Below are 19,156 nucleotides of genomic sequence, written 5' to 3'. Positions count from 1 at the left end.
ACGTCCGGGTCAGCTCTCGGTGGCCTTGCGGCGACGGGCCGCGTAGATCACACCCGCACCGGCCGCCGCGATGCCCGCCGACGCGGCGAGGAGCGCGGCCGTCGGCACGTCCGAACCCGTGGCGGCCAGGGAGCCGCCCACCGAGCCGCCACCGCCGACAGTGCCGCCGCCGCCCGCGACGGACGAACCGCCGGTGGACGAGCCGCCGGACCCGCCGGAACCGCCCGAGGCAGACCCACCGGAACCGCCCGAGGAGGAACCGCCGTTGCTCGCGCCGGGCAGCGTGACGTCCTTGTCGAGGGAGACCGCGACATCGACCTTGTCGAGCGCGATGCCCGCCTGGTACATGCCGCCGAACGCCTTCACGCCGTCCGCGGTGAGGGTCGCCGGGACGTCGTTCAGCGTGACGACCTTCTTCTCGGCCTTGAGGGCGTTCGCCGGGACCGCCAGCGACGCGATGCCGAGGTCGTTGAAGGTGGAGACCTTCTGGGTCTCGCGGTCCTTGGTGCTGACATCCGCGAGCAGGGTGCCCTTGGTGCCCTCCACCTTGACCTTGAGGTCGGAGAGCTTCAGGTCGAGGACGTACTGACCGTCGGTCAGGTGACCGAGGAAGCGGACCTGCCCGTCGAAGGAGGCGGAGAGGGACTTCTTGGAGGCGTCGAAGACGCCCTTGCCCTTAGGGAAGCGGAAGCCGGCGGCGTTGCTGGTCGTACCGCCGGAGACCTCGATCTTGCCCTTGCCGAAGCCGGTGGTGACGTACTCGCGGAAGCTCTCCTTGACGCCCCAGTCGAGGTTGCCGTCGAGGATCGTGCCCGCCGTGCCGTCCGGCTTGCCGGGGTTCTCGGGCTTGGGGTTCTCCGGATCGGGCTTCTCCGGCTTCTCCGGGTTCTCAGGGTCGGGCTTCCCGGGGTTCTCCGGGTCCGGCTTCCCGGGGTTCTCGGGGTCCGGCTTCTCGGGATCGGGCTTCGGCGGCGGGCCGGCGTCGACCTTCACCGTGAGGGTGGCCGCGTCCAGCGCGTCCCCCGCCTTGTACATGCCGTTGAACGCCTTCGCGCCGTCCGCGGTGAGCTTCGCCGGAATGCCCTTGAAGGCCATGGCGCCGCCCTGGCCCATCTCGGGCTTGGTGTCCGTCAGGTCGAGCGAGGCGAGATCGACGTCGTTCATGGTCACGCCGTCGAGGGTGACGTCGGCCTTGATGCTGCCGCCCTTGCCCTCGGTCACCAGCTTCACATCGGCGATCTGGAGGGTGAAGCGCTGGGGAGCCTGGAAGCGCACCGTGCCCTTGAAGGCGGTGGTGACGGCGTGCTTGCCCATGTCGTACGTGCCGACGCCGTCCACGAAGGTGAACACACCGTTGCCGGCCGCCTGCTTGGCCCCGTCCGAGACCTCGACCGTCCCCTGTGACTTGAGCACATAGCCGCGGAAGGACTCCTTGAAGCCCCACTCCAGCGTGCCCTCCTTCAGCTTGTACGGAGCCGCGGGGGCGCTCTTGTCCGCCTGGGAGGCACCGCCTGTGCCGGGCGCGCTCCCTGTGCCGGGCGTGCCGGACGTGCTGCCTGTGCCGAGTGTGTCGGAGGCCGCGGTCGACGCGGACGCCGGGAGGGCGAGGGCGGTGGCCCCGAGCACGACCGCGGTGGCTGCCGCGGCGGCTATCGATATGGGGCGTCTGGGTACTGCCATGAGGGTCTGCTCCTAAGGTGGTTCGCTCGGATCCGTCGTTTCCGGATCAGCTGTTCTCGGTCGTACGACGACGGCGTACGACATACAGGGCGACCGCCGCGAGGAGGAGCGCTCCCGCGCCCGCGGCGATGTACGTCCCCGTGGGGGAGGACGAGTCTGTGGAGTTCGCGGCCACCGCCGCGTCGGAGGGGGTTGCCGGGCCGGGCGCGGACTCGGTCTCCCGCGGTGTGGGCGCGGCGTCGCTGCCGAGGTCGGGCAGGGCGGGCAGCTGGGCCTTCTCGTCCACGGCCACCGCCAGGGAGACCGGGTCCATCTCGGTGCCCGCCTTGTACATGCCGCCGAACGCCTGGGCTCCGCCCTCGGTGAGGACGGCCGGGACCTCGGTCAGGGCGGCGAGCCCGTTCTTGGGCGCGAAGCCGGCGGCGGTGAAGGTGATCAGGGGGACGGCCTTGCGGGTCGTGCCCTCGCTGGTCACATCGGCGCTGAGCGTGCCCTTGCCTCCGGCTACCTTGGCGGTGACCTTGGCGAGGGTCAGATCGAGCTGTTCGCCGGTGAAGCGGACGGATCCGGCGAAGGCGGCGTCCAGGGTCTGCTTCTTCGGGTCGTACGTGCCCTTGCCCTGCGGGAAGCGGAAGAGCGCTCCGCCATCCTGGGCGCCGTCCGCGAGGGTCCACTTGCCACGGGCGATGGAGCCGGTGACGTACTCACGGAAGGTGCGGCGCACTCCCCAGTCGACGGCCGCGTTCCGCACCGCGCCCGACTGGGCGGCGGCCTTGTCGTCCTTCTTGACCGGGGGCTTCTCGGTCTTTTGCGGCTGCTGGGCGGCGGCGAGGTCGACGCTCAGGCTGATCGGGTCGAGGGCCGTACCGGCGGTGTAGTAGCCGGCGAAGCCCGCCGCGCCCTGCGAAGTCAGCGTCGCGGGGATGCGGTTGAGCGCGATGGGCCCGCCGCCGCCGACCATGTTCACGCCGGAGAGATCGAGCGCGGCGAAGGGAACCTGGCCGGCGCTGGTGACCTTGCCGGTGCCCCTGGCCTTGCTGACCATGTCCGCGTAGAGGGTGCCCCGGCCGCCGGAGATCCGGACGGTGGGGCGGCTGATGGCGAGGTCCAGTTCATTGCCGCCATCGGCCTTGCGGTGGCCGGTGAAGTGGACTCCGCCGGTGAAGCGGGCCTCGAACGCGCCGGTCGCGGGGTCGTACGAGCCCTTGGCGGAGTGGAAGCGGAACTGGCTGCCGCCGACGGTGGCCGCGCCCGATGTGAGCCGGTAGTTGCCGCCTGCTATGGGCCCGGTCACATAGGTCTGGAAGGACGATTTGATCCCCCAGTCGAGCCGGCCTCCCTGGACCGTGCGCTCGGCCGCATGGGCGGCTCCGGCCGGGAGCAGTGCTCCGAGCAGGGCCGCGAGGAGCGCTACGGCGAACGCGCGGGCCGGTCTGAACGGCTGCATGGGTTCCCTCCCTGGGTACGTCGAGCGGCAAGCCAGGGGGCACACCACCCTGGCCAGCGAGGTAAGGCTAACCTAAGCTATCTCCAGCCCATGCCGGTAGCCCCGGGCACTCCGGTTCCGGAAGGACGCCCGCCCCCACAGCCCCCCACGGCCTCATGAAAACCACAGACCACAGAACGACAGGACGGTGCTCCCGGTGCTCTCGCAGCTCTCGCGGCCCTCGGCGCGTACAGCCTCAGCGACGCGTAGAACTCGGCTGGCGCGCACGGCGGTCGCCGCGCTCGCCCTCACCCTGGCGGCGACCGGCTGCGGTGGCGGCGACGCCTCCCCCACAGGAAACGACAAGGCGAATTCCGGTTCCGTTTCGGTCGACCGGGTGGAGCCGCTGGCGGCCGTGCCGAAGCCCGCGCTGCCGGTGACCGTCCCCTCGGCGGACGGGAAGCGGGTCACGGTCACCTCGGCGGACCGGATCGTCCCGCTCTCGGGATCGCTGAGCGAGATCGTCTTCACACTCGGACTCGGCGAGCGGGTCGTGGCGCGCGATGTCACCGCGACCTTCGAACAGGCCGAGGATCTGCCGGTGGTGACACGGGGACACGACGTCTCCGCCGAGAGCGTGCTGTCGCTGAAGCCGACACTCGTCCTCGCCGACACCACCACCGGCCCTGCGGAGGCCGTGGACCAGATACGCGACGCGGGCGTCCCGCTCATCACGGTGAAGACGGCGAAGAGCCTCGCGGACGTGGGGACCAGGATCGACACGGTGGCCGCCGCGCTCGGGGTGAAGCCCGCCGGGGACGAGCTGAAGGCGCGTACGGAGTCCCGGATCGCGGCCGTCCAGAAGGACATCCCCGAGCCGGCCGACGGCAAGAAGCCACGGGTCGCGTTCCTGTATCTGCGCGGCTCGGCCTCCGTCTATCTCCTCGGCGGCAGCGAGTCCGGAGCGGCGTCCCTGCTGGAGGCAGCGGGCGCAGTGGACGCCGGGAAGGAGTCGGGCCTCACCAAGGACTTCACCGCCATCACCAGCGAAGCCCTCGCCAAGGCCGCGCCCGACGCGATCCTCGTGATGACCAAGGGGCTTCAGTCGGTGAACGGCGTCGACGGCCTGGTCGAGATTCCGGGTGTCGCGCAGACCCCGGCCGGGATGGACCGCAGGGTCGTCTCGATCGACGACGGGGTCATGCTGAACTACGGCCCGCGCACGGACCAGGTGCTCAAGTCCCTCGTGGACCAGCTCTACGCGAACGGCGAGTGACGATGACGACCCATACGGAACCCCGCGCGCAGGACCCGTCAGGCGAGAACGCGCGGGCGGGGACGGCGAGCCGCCCGACCGGGGCGACCGGGCCGGGACTTGCATCAGGGGCCGTACCGGAGCCGGCGCCGGAACCGACACCGACACCGACGCCTGGGCCCGTACCGGAGCCTGCGCCAGGGTCCGTACCGGAGCCGACCCCAGGGTCCGTACCGGAACCGACGCCAGGGCCCGTACCGGGCGCCGGTCGGCTCGCGAAGACCGCCACCGGGAAGCTCCCGGCCCCCGGCACGGCTCCGCACGAAGCGAGACCCGGCCGACGGCGCTCCACCGCCTACCTCCTCACCGCCGGGCTCGTCGCCGCGCTGTTCGCCGTCGCCCTCGTCTCCGCCGGGTACGGGGCGTACGACATTCCGCTCGGGGACGTCATCGCCTCCGTGCAGCACCGCGCCGGACTCGGCGGGCAGCCGCTCGACCAGGTGGGCGAGAGCGTCCTGTGGAACGTACGGCTGCCGAGAGTCGTCCTCGCGCTGCTCGTCGGGGCGTCCCTCGGGTGCGCCGGAGCCCTGATGCAGGGCGTGTTCGGCAATCCGCTCGCCGAGCCGGGCATCATCGGGATCTCGTCCGGCGCGGCCGTGGGGGCCGTCGCCTCCATCGCGCTGGGGCTGAGCTTCCTCGGCAACTGGACGATCACCTTCTGCGCGTTCGTCGCAGGGCTCGCGACCGTGCTCCTCGTCTATCTGATGTCCCGCTCGGGCGGGCGGACCGAGGTCGTCACCCTCATCCTCACGGGCATCGCCGTCAACGCCTTCGCCGGGGCCCTGATCGGCCTGTTCATCTTCTTCGCCGACAACGCGCAGATCACCCAGATCACCTTCTGGCAGCTCGGCTCGCTCTCGCAGGCGACCTGGCCCAAGGTGCTCGCCGTACTGCCGTGCACACTCCTCGGGCTCCTCCTCGCGCCCCTCTACGCACGCAAGCTGGACCTGCTCGCCCTCGGCGAACGGCCCGCCCGGCATCTCGGCGTGGACGTCGAGCGGCTGCGTATCGTCCTGGTCCTCGTCGTCGCGCTGCTCACCGCCGCCGCGGTCGCCGTCGCCGGGATCATCACCTTCGTCGGACTGCTCGTCCCGCATCTGCTGCGGATGGCGAACGGCCCCGGACACCGCTTCCTCATCCCCGGCAGCGCGCTCGGCGGAGCCCTGATGCTGGCGGCTGGCGACCTCGCCGCCCGGACCGTGGCCGAGCCCGCCGAACTTCCCCTCGGGGTGCTCACCGCGCTCTTCGGCAGCCCCTTCTTCTTCTGGCTGCTGCGCAGGACCCGTCGCAAGCAAGGTGGTTGGGCATGAGAACGCTCTTCGGGATCCGCCGCCGGGAGCTGCCCGCGCGCCCCTCCCCCGGCGCCGTGCTCGCCGAGGCGCACGGTCTCCACGTCCGGCTCGGCGGCGTCGGGATTCTCACCGGGATCGACCTGACCGCCCGCGCCGGCGAGGTGCTGGCGCTCGTCGGCCCCAACGGAGCCGGCAAATCGACGCTGTTCGCCGCGCTCGCCGCCGACCTCCCCGCCGACCGGGGAAGCGTACGGATCGCCGGCCGCCCCGCCGGGGACTGGACGGCGGCCGAACTCGCCCTGCGCCGGGCCGTGCTGCCGCAGGCCGCCACACTCTCCTTCCCGTTCCCGGTCGAGGACGTCGTACGGATGGGGCGGGCCCCCTGGGCGGGGACCGACCGGGAGGACGAGGACGACGAGGCGGTCGCGGCGGCGCTGACGGCCACCGAGGCCGAGGCGTTCGCCGGACGGCCCTTCTCCGCGCTCTCCGGCGGAGAGCGCGCCCGCGTCGCCCTGGCCCGCGTGCTGGCCCAGCGGACCCCGCTGCTGCTCCTCGACGAGCCGACCGCCGCGCTCGATCTGCGGCACCAGGAGCTGGTGCTCCGGATCTGCCGTGAGCGGGCCGCCGCGGGGGACGGCGTCGTGGTCGTCCTGCACGACCTCGGGCTCGCCGCCGCGTACGCGGACCGGGTGGCCGTCCTCCACGAGGGACGGATCGAGGCCGAGGGCGAGCCGGGATCGGTTTTCGGCGACGAGCTGCTGAGCCGGGTCTACCGGCAGCCCGTCGAGGTCTTTCCGCACCCCCGCTCCGGCACTCCCGTGGTCCTCCCGAAACGGGCGTTTTGACCTCTGCTTGACCGGGCCATGGGGGCGTCATGGCCGGCCCGTGACCCCCCGTTTTCCGGGCCCGTTTTTTGAGGTTTACATCACTGCGAGGGCGGGTTTCGGTCAGGTAAGCCTCGGTTAAGTTAGGGCTGCCTCACCCCGTTGCCGGCGGTCTCCCGGCCGCCCCTTTCTCCTCGTGGAGCCCCTATGCGCGCCCGTCTCTCCGTCGTCACCGCCACCACGGCGGTGGCCGCCCTGGCCGCCCTCACGGGCTGCGCCGAGAAGGCCGACAGCCAGGGCGGCGACGGCTCCGTCCGGGTCCTCGCGAAGGACGACGCCTGCGAGGTGTCGAAGAAGGAGTTCCCGGCGGGGCACGTCGAGCTGGACATCGAGAACAAGGGCTCGAAGATCACCGAGGTCTACATCCTCTTCCCCGACGACCGGATCGTCACCGAACGCGAGAACATAGGCCCCGGCACGAAGGCGAAGCTCACCGCCGAGGTGAAGGCGGGCTCGTACGAGATCGCCTGCAAGCCCGGCATGAAGGGCGACGGCATCCGGCAGCAGGTCACGGTCACCGGAGGGAAGACCGCCGCGCGCAGCCCGGAGATGGACGCCGCGGTGGCCTCGTACCGCCAGTACGCGCAGGCGCAGGCCGATGAGACGCTGCCCAAGGCGAAGGTGTTCACGGACGCGGTCAAGGCCGGGGACGTCGAGGCCGCGAAGAAGGCGTACGCCACCTCCCGTATCGGCTGGGAGCGCACCGAGCCGGTGGCCGAGTCGTTCGGCGACATCGACCCGAAGGTCGACCTCCGCGAGGACGGCCTGGAGCCGGGCCAGAAGTGGACCGGCTGGCACCGCCTGGAGAAGGCGCTGTGGCAGGAGAAGAAGATCGGCCCCGAGGAGAAGGCCCTCGCGGACACCCTCATCAAGGACCTGACCGACTGGCAGAAGAAGGTCGGCACGGCGGAGATCACCCCGACCTCCATGGCGAACGGCGCCAAGGAGCTGCTCGACGAGGTCGCCACCGGCAAGGTCACGGGTGAGGAGGAGCGCTACAGCCACACCGACCTGGTCGACTTCAAGGCGAACGTGGAGGGCGCGCGGCAGTCGCACGAGCTGCTGAAGCCGGTCGCGACCAAGAACGACCCCGGTCTGGTGGCCGAGCTGGACAAGCAGTTCGCGGCGCTCGACACGCTGCTGGACAAGTACCGCCAGGACAAGACGTCCTATGACTTCGTGTCGTACGAAACGGTCGGCAAGGACCAGCGCAAGGAACTGAGCGACGCGGTCAACGCGCTCGCGGAGCCGCTGTCCAAGCTGGCCGCGGCAGTGGTGAAGTAGGGAGTACGCAGATGCCGGAGATGCCAGAGATGTCTGCGTCCGAGCCCCCACAGCCGGAGCCCCGCCTTTCTGAGCCGCGCCGTTCTGAGCCTCGCCGTTCTGAGCCGCGCCTGCCCGAGACCGGCAACGGTTCCGGGACCGGCAACGGTTCCGGGACCGAACCGCGCCGGTCCGAGCCGCAGCCGCGCGAGCCGCAGCCCCCGCAGCCCCCGGAGCCTTCGCCGTCCGAGCGCGGACGGCCCGCGCCCTCACGGCGGGCGCTGCTCGGCTGGGGCAGCGCGGGGCTGGTCGTCGGCGCCGCCGCGGCCGGCGGCACCGCCGTCGGGCTGACCCGGCGGGACGAGGCCGCCGCCCCCGCCGCGGCGAGCGGCGCGGGCGTGCCGTTCCACGGCGTACACCAGGCCGGTATCGCCACCGCCGTACAGGACCGGCTGCACTTCGCCGCGTTCGACGTGAAGACACGGGACCGCGCCGAGCTGATACGGCTGCTGCGGGACTGGACCCGCGCGGCCGAGCGGATGGCGGCGGGCCAGGCCGTCGGCGAGGGCGCGTTCGGCGGGGTCGCCGAGGCTCCGCCGGACGACACCGGCGAGGCGCTCGGCCTCAAGCCGTCCCGGCTCACGCTGACGATCGGCTTCGGCCCGTCCCTGTTCGACAAGGGCCGCTTCGGCCTGGAGGAGCGACGCCCGAAGGCCCTCGTCGAGCTGGAGAAGTTCCCCGGCGACAATCTCGACCCGGCCCGCAGCGGCGGCGATCTCTGTGTGCAGGCGTGCGCCGACGACCCCCAGGTCGCGGTCCACGCGATACGCAACCTCGCCCGCATCGGCTTCGGCAAGGTCGCGATCCGCTGGTCGCAGCTCGGCTTCGGCAAGACGTCGTCGACGACGCCCGACGAGCAGACCCCGCGCAACATGATGGGCTTCAAGGACGGCACCCGGAACATCTCCGGAACGGACGCCGCCGAACTGGACCGGCACGTCTGGGTGTCCGACCGGGACGGCCCGGCGTGGCTGGCGGGCGGCTCGTATCTCGTCGCCCGCCGGATCCGGATGAACATCGAGACCTGGGACCGCACCTCGCTCCAGGAGCAGGAGGACATCTTCGGCCGCGACAAGGGCGAGGGCGCCCCGGTCGGCAAGGCGAAGGAGCGGGACGAGCCGTTCCTGCCCGCCATGCTGCCGACCGCGCATGTGCGGCTCGCGCACCCGGACACCAACGGCGGGGCGAAGATGCTGCGCCGCGGCTACTCCTTCACCGATGGCACGGACGGTCTGGGGCGGCTGGACGCCGGGCTGTTCTTCCTCGCCTACCAGCGCGACATCGACAAGGGCTTCGTGCCGGTACAGCGCTCGCTCGCCGCGCGTGACGTCCTCAACGAGTACATCCAGCACGTGGGTTCGGCGCTGTTCGCGATCCCGCCGGGCGTCCGCGACGGGGACGACTGGTGGGGCCGGGCCCTGTTCTCATGACCGGACCCACGCCCGGCCCCGCGCGGAAGGCCACCCGCTCAGGCGTACGCGGGCCCGGACGGAGCCGGCCTGGACCGAGCGGGCCCGGACAAGGCGGGCCCGGACGGAGGCGCGTTGCACGGGCCCGTGCCCGGACCCGCATACTCCGGACCTGCACACTCCGGACCCGTACACCCCGGCCACGTACACCCCGGACCCGTACACCCCGGCCACGTACACCCCGGCCCCTCACACCCCAGACACGCACACCGGAAGGGACCCCGCCGTGTTCGGCAACTATCTGATCGGCCTGCGCGAGGGTCTTGAGGCCAGCCTGGTCGTCTGCATCCTCATCGCGTATCTGGTGAAGACCGACCGGCGGGACGCGCTCCGTCCCATCTGGGCCGGTATCGGGGTCGCGGTGGCGATCTCGCTCGGCTTCGGCTTCGCCCTCGAATTCGGCTCCCAGACCCTGACGTTCGAGGCCCAGGAACTCCTCGGCGGCACCCTCTCGATCATCGCGGTCGTCCTGGTGACCTGGATGGTGTTCTGGATGCGGCGCACCGCGCGGCATCTCAAGTCCGAGCTGCACGGCAAGCTGGACACGGCCCTGCGGATGGGCACGGGCGCGCTGGTCGCCACGGCGTTCCTGGCGGTGGGGCGGGAGGGGCTGGAGACCGCCCTGTTCGTGTGGGCGTCGGTGCGGGCCGCGACCGGGGACAGCAGCAGCGCGCAGCCGCTGATCGGGGTGCTGCTCGGCATCGCGACCGCGGTGGTCCTCGGCTGGCTGTTCTACCGGGGCGCGCTGCGGATCAATCTGGCGAAGTTCTTCACCTGGACCGGCGCCATGCTGGTCATCGTGGCCGCGGGAGTGCTCGCGTACGGGGTGCACGATCTCCAGGAGGCCCGCTTCCTGGGCGGTCTGGCGAACAAGGCGTTCGACATCAGCTCCACGATCCCGCCGGACAGCTGGTACGGCACCCTCCTGAAGGGCGTCTTCAACTTCCAGCCCAACCCGACCGTCCTCCAGGTCGTCGTCTGGGCCCTGTACGTCATCCCGACACTCGTGCTGTTCCTCACCCCGGTAGGGTTCGGACGATCAGTCGGGGGCGCAGGGGGCAAGGAGAAGTCGACCGATGAGAAGGCCGATACGGGTGGGAAATCGGAGCCGGAGCCGAGGGCGGGCGGCGATGGGGCTGGTGGGGCCGGTGACGCCACGGCACGGACGGGCGCTGACCGGGCTCGTGACGATGACGGCGCTGGCTCTGACGGCGAGCGGATGCGTGACGGTGCACGGGGAGCGGGAAATCGTTCCGGCGGCGACGAAGGCTGAGGCGGCACAGGCGCTCAAGGAGTTCACCGACGCCTACAACGCCGCTGACAAGGCGTACGATCCGGCCCTGGACGCGAAGCAGGTCACCGGGGCGCTGGGGGCGATAAACCAGGCCGGGCTGAAGTCGCGCGGCAGCAACTACCCCGGCGGCAACCCGCGGCATGTGCCGATGGAGCTGACCGATGCGAAGTACGCGATTCCCAAGAAGGCCGGCTGGCCGCGCTACTTCCTCGCGGACGTGGACTCCAACCGCGACGAGGACCAGGGAAATCTGGACGAGCGCTGGCTGCTGGTCTTCCTGCGCAACGGTCCGGCGGACGTCTGGAAGGCCGCCCACCTGACGGTCGTCCCCGTCGGCCGCGTGCCCGCGCTGCGAACGGACGGCGACGGCTTCGCCGAGCCGGTCGCGGTGAACACCACCTCACTGGTGAGCGCACCCGGCGAACTGAGCGAGAACTACGCGTCGTTCATGCAGTCCGGAAAGCCCGAGCTGTTCAAGGACGGCCCTCACACCTCCGGCTGGCGCGAGGCGCGCCGGAAGACGTCGAATCTGCCGGGTGTCTCCACCCAGTGGATCGATCAGCCCCTGGAGACCGGTGACTTCGCGCCGCTGGCCCTGGCGACGGCGGACGGCGGGGCGCTGGTGTTCTTTTCGATACGCAACTTCGAGCGGCAGACCGCGGCGAAGGGGGTGCCGCTGCAAGTCCACCCGGATGTGAAGCCGCTGCTCACCGGGGACGCCAAGTCCACGATGACGAAGGAGCGGGTGTCCAGCCAGACGGTACTGGTACCGGCGGCGGGCGGCGGTGGCCAGGACGGCGGGAAGGTCGAGGTGCTGGCGCGGCTGGCGGGTCTGACGGCGGCGAAGGGCGGGTAGCCCGTCCCGGGCGGTCTCAGGGCCTGTTGGGCGGCGGTCATGGACGGGAAGCGTGTGGGACGGGGCATTCGTCCGCCGTACGGCAGGCCGGCCTGTACGGCAGGCCGACCCGTACAACGGACGTCCCGTACAACGGATGTCCCACGTGGAAGACCAAGCCGTACAGCGGGCACCCCCGCGCGCACCGAAAGCCGACCCCGGATAGCCGGCCCCCGGCCCCCGGACCCGGTGTCAGCCCGGTGTCAGCGGTGGATCGGCCAGGCCACCTCGTGCGGATCCCCGGGCTGCCGCTCCCCCGCGTATCGCGCGCACGCGTCGGTGAGCGTCTCCAGCAGCGTGAGCGGGTCGGGAAGAGGGTGCTCCGGCCCGCGTACCCACGCGACCACGTGGTCGCCGGGGAGCAGCGCGGGCGGTACGAGGACATAGCTGCCGCGGCAGTGCCAGCGCAGACCGGGATGCTCGTCCATGGTCTCGGGATGGCAGTCCAGCTCACAGGGCCACCATTCGTCCTCGTCCTCGGGAGTGCCCCTGGTGGCGGTGAAGAACAGCGACCTCGCGTCCTCGCCCTCGCCGCCCGACTCGGCGACCGGGCCGACCTCGATGCCCTGCTCCAGCAGCCGCTCGAGCGCGCTGCGGCCCGCTTCCAGCGGTACGTCGAGCACGTCGTGGACCATGCCGGTGGCGGTGATGAAGTTCGCGTGCGGCTGGCCCTGGGCCCATCGCTGGATCTGGGCGGAGTCGGTGGTGGACTGGGTCTGCCAGGCGAAGGAGACGGGGTGGCGGCCCGGCGTGGGACAGCCGATGCGTTCGCAGGAGCAGCGGTAGGCGACGGGATACGCGGCTGGCGCGAGCGGAAGTCCCGCGGCGGCAACGGCAAGCAGCAGGTTCTCGCGGTGGGAGTCGTCGGCCTCGGTGTCCTTGGGGCGCCGGCGCAGCCACTGGGACAGCCGGCTCTCCCGAGGGAGCCTGTTCTCCGTGCCGCGGAAGCGGCCTTTACCGTCGCCCATCTATCCCCTCACACATCACGCTCGCCCCTCGCGGTCTCTGCCATGGTCCCACCATCCTGCTCTGCGGGTGTCCACTGTCCTCAACCGGGGGGCCTCTCGGCCCATTCCAGGGTGTACGGGGGTGTGGTACGGGATACTTCGCCGCCGTGACCTGGAGCGGCCGACCGAGGGCCCGCGGGTTCCGGCGCCGACGGGTCCGACGCCCCGACGCTGCGACGCTGCGACGGATCGAGGAGTACGGCGGCCTAGGACGGCTACCGGCGGTAGATGGTCCGCCCGCCGACTCCGGTACGGGCTGCGATGCCCTCAATGGAGGTACGGGCGCATCCCACCTCGCTGACGAGAGCGAGGGTCGCCCCGTGGATCGCGGGGCGGGAGCGCTCGCCGCCGCGGCTTGCGTCGGGTGCCTGGTCAGGGCCATGGCCCAGAGGCCGTCCAGCGACAAAACGCTACGCATCGTCTCGTGATCCACGATATGCGGGGTTTCGCCCAACGTCCGCCACGAGAAGTTCCGTACAAAACGACGAACACCGTTCCGGTTCGCTGCACGACGGCCGATTTGGCCTCACCATGGCTGGCACGCACACCCGCGTACCCCCGTGTAGTCGTATGTGAGGAGCCCTCATTGCGCTCATCGCTCCGTGACGCATCGCCGCGCCGCTTTCTGATGTGCCCACCCGCGCACTTCAAGGTGACGTACTCCATCAACCCATGGATGGATCCGGCGAAACCCGTCGACCTGCCGCTGGCCCAGACCCAGTGGGAGGACCTGCGCGACCGCTATCGCGCGCTCGGCCACACCGTCGAGTTGCTCCAGCCGCACCCCGACCTGCCCGACATGGTCTACGCCGCGAACGGCGCGACCGTCATCGACGGCCGGGTGCTCGGCGCCCGGTTCGCCCACCGGGAACGGGAGCCCGAGGCGGCGGTCCACCGCGAGTGGTTCCGCGCCGCCGGGTTCACCGAGATCCACGAGCCCGTCCACGTCAACGAGGGCGAGGGCGATTTCGCGGTCACCTCGTCGTATCTGCTGGCGGGGCGCGGATTCCGCTCCAGTCCGCTCTCCCATGACGAGGCGCAGGAGTTCTTCGGCCGGCCCGTCATCGGCCTCGACCTGGTGGATCCGCGCTATTACCACCTCGATACGGCGCTGAGCGTCCTGGACGACTCGGCGGACGAGATCATGTACTACCCGGACGCGTTCTCGCCCGGCAGCCGCGCGGTGCTGGCCCGGCTCTTCCCCGACGCCCTGATCGCACGGCAGTCAGACGCCGCGGCCTTCGGGCTCAACGCGGTGAGCGACGGCCGACACGTTCTGCTGCCGCAGGCGGCGGTGGGCCTGTTCGAGCCGCTGCGGGACCGCGGGTTCGAGCCGATCGGGATGGACTTGGGCGAGCTGCTGAAAGGGGGCGGCAGCGTGAAGTGCTGCACGCAGGAGCTGCGCGCGTGAGGTCCGTGAGGTCCGTGAGCGCGAGCGCGTGAAGCACGCGTGCGGCACGTGAACCACGGGAACCACGCGTGCGGCACGTGTGACGGCCGGGCCGCCGGGCCGCGAACCGACCGGTTCCGGGCCGGGGCCCGGCCGGGCTGCCCTGCCCACTCGCGGCGGGACGCGTCCGCAGACCAGAGTCGGATGTCAGACATCCTGCATGAGACATCCGGCACCGCGTCCGGCGGCCCGACATCGGGCACCAGGCACCAGGTTTGAGACGTGCGGCACCACGCACGAGGCACCCGGCACCCGGCACCCGGCACCCGGCACCCGGCACCCGGCATCATGCACGAGGCATCATGCACGAGGCACTAGACACCCCGGCACGGCGCCCGAGAGGAAAGCCCGACATCCTGCATCAAGCATCAGGCACCCGGCACGAGACGGCCCCGGCACCCGGCACGAAACGGGTTCGGCATGAGGCATCAAGCACGAGACGTCCGACACCCTGCATCAGGTATCAGACACCCTGCCAGACACCCTCCAATCCCGCACCCCGCACCCGGCACGAGACATCCTGCATCAGGCATCAGGCCGGGGCCACTCCTCCCCCCACACCGCGTCACGGGCGGACTTGTACAGCGGGCCCTGGCGCTTGGTCACCGTGTCCCGGCGCAGACCTTCCTCCGCGGTGCAGAGGTCGATCAGGACCAGTCCCTTGCGGATCTGCGGCTTCCGGGTGATACGGGCGGGAGCCGGGCGGACCGGGAAGCGGGTGGCCACGACATAGCTGAACTTCTCGTCCTCGTACGCCAGTGATCCGCCCTTGACCTGGCGGTGCAGCGAGGAACGGCTGACGCGCGCCGCGAAGTGGCACCAGTCCGAGCCGGGGACGATCGGGCAGGCGGCGCTGTGCGGGCAGGGCGCGGCCACGGTCAGTCCGGCCCCGATCAGACGGTCGCGGGCCTCGATGACACGGGCGTACCCGTCGGGCGTGCCGGGCTCGACGATCACGACGGCCCGCGCCGCGCGGGCGGCCTCGGTGACGACGGCGGCGCGGTCGCCTTCGGTCAGCTCCTTGAGGACGTAGGAGACGGTGACGAGATCGGTGTTCTCGATCCGGAGCGCCGAACCGATCCGGGAGCGCTGCCACCGGGCGGCGCGCAGCGCGGGCACTCCCGAGGCGGCGGCCAGCTCCCGGCCCAGCTCCAGGGCGGGCTCGGCCCAGTCCAGCACGGTGGTCTCCGGCACCCGTTCCGCGCCCTCCCAGGCTTCCGCCACCGCCCAGCTCGCCGCACCCGTGCCGCCGCCGAGGTCGGTGTGCGTCTCGGGCGTCCACTCGGGCGCGGCGTCCCGGAGCGCGGCCAGCGCGGACCGTACGGCCTCGAAGGTGGCGGGCATCCGGTACGCGGCGTAGGCGACGACGTCGGACCGGTCCCGCAGCACAGGGGCGTCGGTCGGGGTGGTCCCGCGGTAGCTGGCGATCAGCCGGTCGACGGCCTGCGCGGCCTGCCTGGGCGGCAGTCCGTCCAGCAGCGCGGCGAGCGCTCCCCGCAGGGCTTCGGCGGTGGGGTGGGTGACATCGTTCACCGAGAAATTCTAGGCCCGGCGAGTGGGTGGGCGGACCGGTCGGCGGGGTGAGCGGACCGGTCGGCGCGGCGGGAGCACCGGGACCGTACGCCGCGCCGACGACCGCACGCCTCTCCAGGGCGGCGCACTCTTCCGGTAGGGCTTTCCCACCACACGATCTGGACGGGTCCGGACGGCTCTGGACGAGTCCGGACGGTCTGGTGGGCCGTGTCACATCGTCGGTACCGTCCACGCATGAGACCAGACATACGTTCAGGGATCATTCGTTCGATTTGGGCGGCGGTCATCGCGATCTCGATGGCCGCGATCACCCTCGGCGGAGTCCAGTCGGCCGCCGCGGCGGAGGGGTCGCTCACGGGGGTCCCCGCCGGCGGCTTCAAGCTGCGCGTCGCTCCGGGATCGGTGTTCGGGGACTACGGCTCCATGATCGGTGACGTGGAGGCGTCCGGAGCCGTCACCAAGGTGTCGCCGGTGGACGTCGCCCTTTCCCGGCAGCACGTGGGACGCCCTCTGTGTCACACCACCGGCCTCAACGGCACCTTCAAGTACAACGGTTTCTGCTGGGACACGGGGGATGACACCACCAGCGCCTACAACCCGGCGGGAGGCTGGCACCCCCAGGGCCTGACGGCCTCGCACGACGCCTACCCCGGCGGCACGGTGAACGGCCACCACCTCTATGTGGCTTCCTGGTACTACGGCAACGGCCCCAGCGCGGATCCGAGCGTGGACCGCGACAAGCTCGCCCGGATCTCCATCCTGAAGTCGACCGGGACCGACTGGAGCTACGGGCACGTCATGCTCGTCAAGCCGAAGCGCCACGCCAATGGGCTCGCGGATTTCGAACCGGTGGACCGGGTCCACGCGGACGGCGTGGTCTGGTACGGCGACAAGCTGTTCGTCGCCAACGGCGGCGAACTGCAGGTGTACGACTTCCGGCACATGTGGAGGATGGGCACCACCGCCGTCGAGCGGACCGGCGTCAGCGGTGGCGTCGCCTCCGCCCGCTACCACCAGTGGGCCCTGCCCATGGTGGGCCGCTATCTCACCGGGCCTGCCACCGATCACCCGCGGGCCTGCCCCAGCTCACGGGCGTGTCTCAGTTCCCTGAGTCTGGACCGGAGCGGCCCGACAGACCATCTCGTCTCGGGCGAGTACCTTTCCGCCGCCAGTGCCGATACCGCGCATGTGATCCGCTGGCCTCTCGACCAAGCCACCGGCCTCCTCCAGGCCGACGGCACCGGCACGGTCACCGCGACAGGCGCTTTCTCCACGGCCGTCAAGCAACTTCAAGGCGTCGCCACGGACGGCGTGTACTACTACCTGTCGGGTCAGTGCCCCGCCGGTTACATGGGCACTCCGGACCCCGCGGCATCGAACGCGTACAAGTGCGTCTTCGAGGCGAAGCCCGGCTCCGCGGTGACCGTGCTGACCCGCGCGCCGGCCCTGACGCAGAATCTGTCGTACTCACCGTCCTCCGGTCGCCTGTGGGGCATGAACGAACTCACCGGCAAACGGGTCGTCTTCTCGCTGCGGCCGAGAGAGGCCGACGCGACGGTCAGACTGATGAACAACCACAGCTCTCTGTGCGCGGGCGGCGGGAACAGGATCGACAACAGCGCTCCGGTCATCCAGTGGACGTGCACGAGCGCCCGGGACGAACTCTGGCTGTTCGAGCAGACGACGGACGCGAACATGAACGTCGCGTATTTCGTGCGCAACGAGTACTCGGGCAAATGCATGGGGGTGGGGTCCAGTCTGGCCAATGGAGCCGGAGTGATCCAGTACACCTGCAACGGCGCGGTCGACGAGAAATGGTGGTACGACTCCACCACCCGCGAACTGCGGAACGTCTACTCCGGCAAGTGCCTCGGGATCGGCGCGAACCCCACGAACGGCTCACAGCTCATTCAGTGGACCTGCAATGGAGCGCAGGACGAGAAGTGGACCAAGCTTCCGCGAATCTGACCCACGGGTCACCCGCACGCCCCGGTCGGATCGGGGGACGGGAGCCCGGCGGGGCGGGATGGTGACCTTTCGGGCCGCCATCCCGCCCCGCTCCAGCGCCCCGTATCCGTAACCCCTACCCGATCCGTACTCGTACTCGTACTCGTACGCGTCAGACCATGGCCCCCACCCGGTGCCGCCAGGGGCGGCACAGGCCCAGGAAGCAGCCCACCGCCGCCAGCGCGCAGCCGAGCTGGACCACGGCCATCGGGACGGCCGTCGCCTCCCCCGCGATGCCGACGAGAGGCGAGGCGATCGCGCCGATCAGGAACGAGGCCGTGCCGATCAGCGCCGACGCGGAGCCCGCCGCGTGCGGGGTGCGCGTCAGGGCCAGGGCGTTCGTGTTCGGCGTCGTCAGGCCCATGGCGGCCATCAACACGAAGAGCCCCGCCGAGATCCCGAACAGCCCCACGTCCCCGAACACCCCCGTGGTCATCAGCAGCAGCGCCACCGCCGCCAGGACGATGACCGTGAGGCCGAGGCCGAGCACCTTGTCGAGGCTGACCCGGCCCACCAGCACCCTGCCGTTGAGCTGGCCGACCGCGATGAGCCCCATGGCGTTGACGCCGAAGAGAAGGCTGTACGTCTGCGGGGACGCACCGTAGATCTCCTGCACCACGAACGGGGACGCGGCGATGTACGCGAACAGCGCGGCGAACGCGAGCCCGCCCGTGAGCATGTACCCCGTGAACACCCGGTCGGCGAGCAGGCCGCGCATCGTGCGCAGCGCTTGGCCGACGCCGCCGTTGTGCCGGCGTTCCGGGGCGAGCGTCTCGGGCAGCCACTTCACCACCACCAGTGTCAGCGCGATCCCGACCACGGTGAGGACGACGAAGATGCCGCGCCAGTCGGTCACGCGCAGGACCTGCCCGCCGAGCACCGGCGCGATGACGGGGGCCGCACCGGAGATCAGCATCAGGGTGGAGAAGAAGCGGGCCATCTCCACCCCGTCGTACAAATCCCGTACAACGGCTCGCGCGATGACGATGCCCGCCGCGCCCGCCAGTCCCTGGAGCAGCCGGAAGGCGACGAGGAGTTCGGCGTTGGGGGCGAACGCGCAGATCGCGGTGGCCACGATGTAGACGCCCATGCCGATGAGCAGCGGACGGCGACGCCCGAGCTTGTCGCTCAGCGGCCCGATGACGAGCTGGCCGAGCGCCATGCCCACCAGACAGGCGGTGAGTGTGAGCTGCACCGTGGCGGCGGACGCGGACAGCGACTCGGTGACGGCGGGGAGCGCGGGCAGGTACATGTCCATGGAGAGCGGCGGCAGTGCGGTGAGCCCGCCGAGTACGAGCGTCACCACCAGCCCGGCCCTGCGGGCGGCGCCGACGTCGGCGCCGCCCGCAGGGGGCGTAGCCTCCAGGGCTTTCCGGGGTTCGGGAACGGCCAGGACCTCCGAGGTCTCCGAAGCCGCTATGTCTCCCTCTCCGCCCTTGGGGCGGCTCTCCGACTCCGGCATGCCCTCTCCATCTCGTTGAATGCTCTCCTATCCTCTCAGCCCTTCCGCGGTGGTCGAGACCTGCTGCCGACCGGATCACCCCGGCCCTCGGCATCGGGTCGCTCGAACCCTCAGACAGA

The 19,156-nt window shown here is 71.0% G+C and carries 14 protein-coding genes and 1 pseudogene; 9 read left to right on the top strand and 6 right to left on the bottom strand.

Annotated features, from left to right (window positions below):
- Positions 1–9: 9 nt before the first annotated feature.
- Together ACWEFL_RS03730 and ACWEFL_RS03725 are read right to left on the bottom strand one after the other, a co-directional pair.
- Entirely contained in the window at positions 10–1,680 is a 1,671-nt protein-coding gene (locus ACWEFL_RS03730; protein WP_451706882.1) for an HtaA domain-containing protein, read from the bottom strand.
- A 46-nt stretch (positions 1,681–1,726) separates the two neighbouring features.
- Positions 1,727–3,127, bottom strand: a complete 1,401-nt coding sequence (locus ACWEFL_RS03725) for an HtaA domain-containing protein (RefSeq protein ID WP_451706879.1) — start codon at positions 3,125–3,127, stop codon at positions 1,727–1,729.
- Positions 3,128–3,383: 256 nt separating this feature from the next.
- Here ACWEFL_RS03725 and ACWEFL_RS03720 point away from each other — a divergent pair, with 256 nt between their 5' ends.
- The 7 genes from ACWEFL_RS03720 (at position 3,384) to ACWEFL_RS03690 (ending at position 11,539) form a co-directional block, all read left to right on the top strand.
- Positions 3,384–4,382, top strand: coding sequence for a heme/hemin ABC transporter substrate-binding protein (locus tag ACWEFL_RS03720; protein WP_451707316.1), 999 nt, complete (start codon positions 3,384–3,386; stop codon positions 4,380–4,382).
- 2 nt (positions 4,383–4,384) lie between these two features.
- Entirely contained in the window at positions 4,385–5,731 is a 1,347-nt protein-coding gene (locus ACWEFL_RS03715) for an iron chelate uptake ABC transporter family permease subunit (RefSeq protein WP_451706876.1), read from the top strand.
- Positions 5,728–6,558, top strand: a complete 831-nt coding sequence (locus ACWEFL_RS03710; RefSeq protein ID WP_451706874.1) for a heme ABC transporter ATP-binding protein — start codon at positions 5,728–5,730, stop codon at positions 6,556–6,558. Before ACWEFL_RS03715 ends, ACWEFL_RS03710 begins: the two co-directional genes overlap by 4 nt.
- A 186-nt stretch (positions 6,559–6,744) precedes the next feature.
- Positions 6,745–7,881: an iron uptake system protein EfeO gene (gene efeO, locus ACWEFL_RS03705; RefSeq protein WP_451706872.1), complete on the top strand. Its 1,137-nt coding sequence runs from the start codon at positions 6,745–6,747 to the stop codon at positions 7,879–7,881.
- Between the two features lie 20 nt (positions 7,882–7,901).
- Complete coding sequence (gene efeB / locus ACWEFL_RS03700) at positions 7,902–9,350, top strand: iron uptake transporter deferrochelatase/peroxidase subunit (RefSeq protein ID WP_451707313.1); 1,449 nt, start codon at positions 7,902–7,904, stop codon at positions 9,348–9,350.
- 265 nt (positions 9,351–9,615) lie between these two features.
- Complete coding sequence (gene efeU, locus ACWEFL_RS03695; RefSeq protein ID WP_451706869.1) at positions 9,616–10,662, top strand: iron uptake transporter permease EfeU; 1,047 nt, start codon at positions 9,616–9,618, stop codon at positions 10,660–10,662.
- Positions 10,580–11,539 carry a hypothetical protein gene (locus ACWEFL_RS03690; RefSeq protein WP_451706866.1) on the top strand — a complete coding sequence of 320 codons (960 nt, stop codon included), beginning with the start codon at positions 10,580–10,582 and terminating at the stop codon, positions 11,537–11,539. Before efeU ends, ACWEFL_RS03690 begins: the two co-directional genes overlap by 83 nt.
- Positions 11,540–11,781: 242 nt before the next feature.
- Here ACWEFL_RS03690 and ACWEFL_RS03685 read toward each other — a convergent pair whose 3' ends face one another.
- Both ACWEFL_RS03685 and ACWEFL_RS03680 read right to left on the bottom strand, forming a co-directional pair.
- The gene (locus ACWEFL_RS03685) at positions 11,782–12,546 is read right to left on the bottom strand and encodes a bifunctional DNA primase/polymerase (protein WP_451706864.1); all 765 of its coding nucleotides are present in this window, start codon (positions 12,544–12,546) and stop codon (positions 11,782–11,784) included.
- 260 nt (positions 12,547–12,806) lie between these two features.
- Positions 12,807–12,974 (bottom strand): annotated as a pseudogene (locus tag ACWEFL_RS03680) (TetR family transcriptional regulator); the annotation flags it as partial.
- Between the two features lie 197 nt (positions 12,975–13,171).
- Between ACWEFL_RS03680 and ddaH the strand changes: the two are divergent.
- A complete protein-coding gene (ddaH, locus tag ACWEFL_RS03675) occupies positions 13,172–13,996 on the top strand; it encodes a dimethylargininase (RefSeq protein ID WP_451706862.1) in 825 nt (274 codons plus the stop codon).
- A 564-nt stretch (positions 13,997–14,560) separates the two neighbouring features.
- Here the strand turns inward: ddaH and ACWEFL_RS03670 are convergent.
- The gene (locus ACWEFL_RS03670) at positions 14,561–15,568 is read right to left on the bottom strand and encodes a small ribosomal subunit Rsm22 family protein (protein WP_451706860.1); all 1,008 of its coding nucleotides are present in this window, start codon (positions 15,566–15,568) and stop codon (positions 14,561–14,563) included.
- A gap of 234 nt (positions 15,569–15,802) precedes the next feature.
- Between ACWEFL_RS03670 and ACWEFL_RS03665 the strand changes: the two genes are divergently transcribed.
- On the top strand, positions 15,803–17,536 hold the full coding sequence (locus ACWEFL_RS03665) for an RICIN domain-containing protein (RefSeq protein ID WP_451706858.1): 1,734 nt from the start codon (positions 15,803–15,805) through the stop codon (positions 17,534–17,536).
- 151 nt (positions 17,537–17,687) lie between these two features.
- On the opposite strand, the gene ACWEFL_RS03660 is transcribed toward ACWEFL_RS03665, so the two are convergent.
- Positions 17,688–19,037, bottom strand: a complete 1,350-nt coding sequence (locus ACWEFL_RS03660) for a multidrug effflux MFS transporter (RefSeq protein ID WP_451706855.1) — start codon at positions 19,035–19,037, stop codon at positions 17,688–17,690.
- Positions 19,038–19,156 lie beyond the last annotated feature (119 nt).

This window comes from Streptomyces sp. NPDC004838, assembly GCF_053600955.1.
Note: the sequence above shows the minus strand (reverse complement) of the source record. Positions and strands in the feature narration are given on the sequence as shown.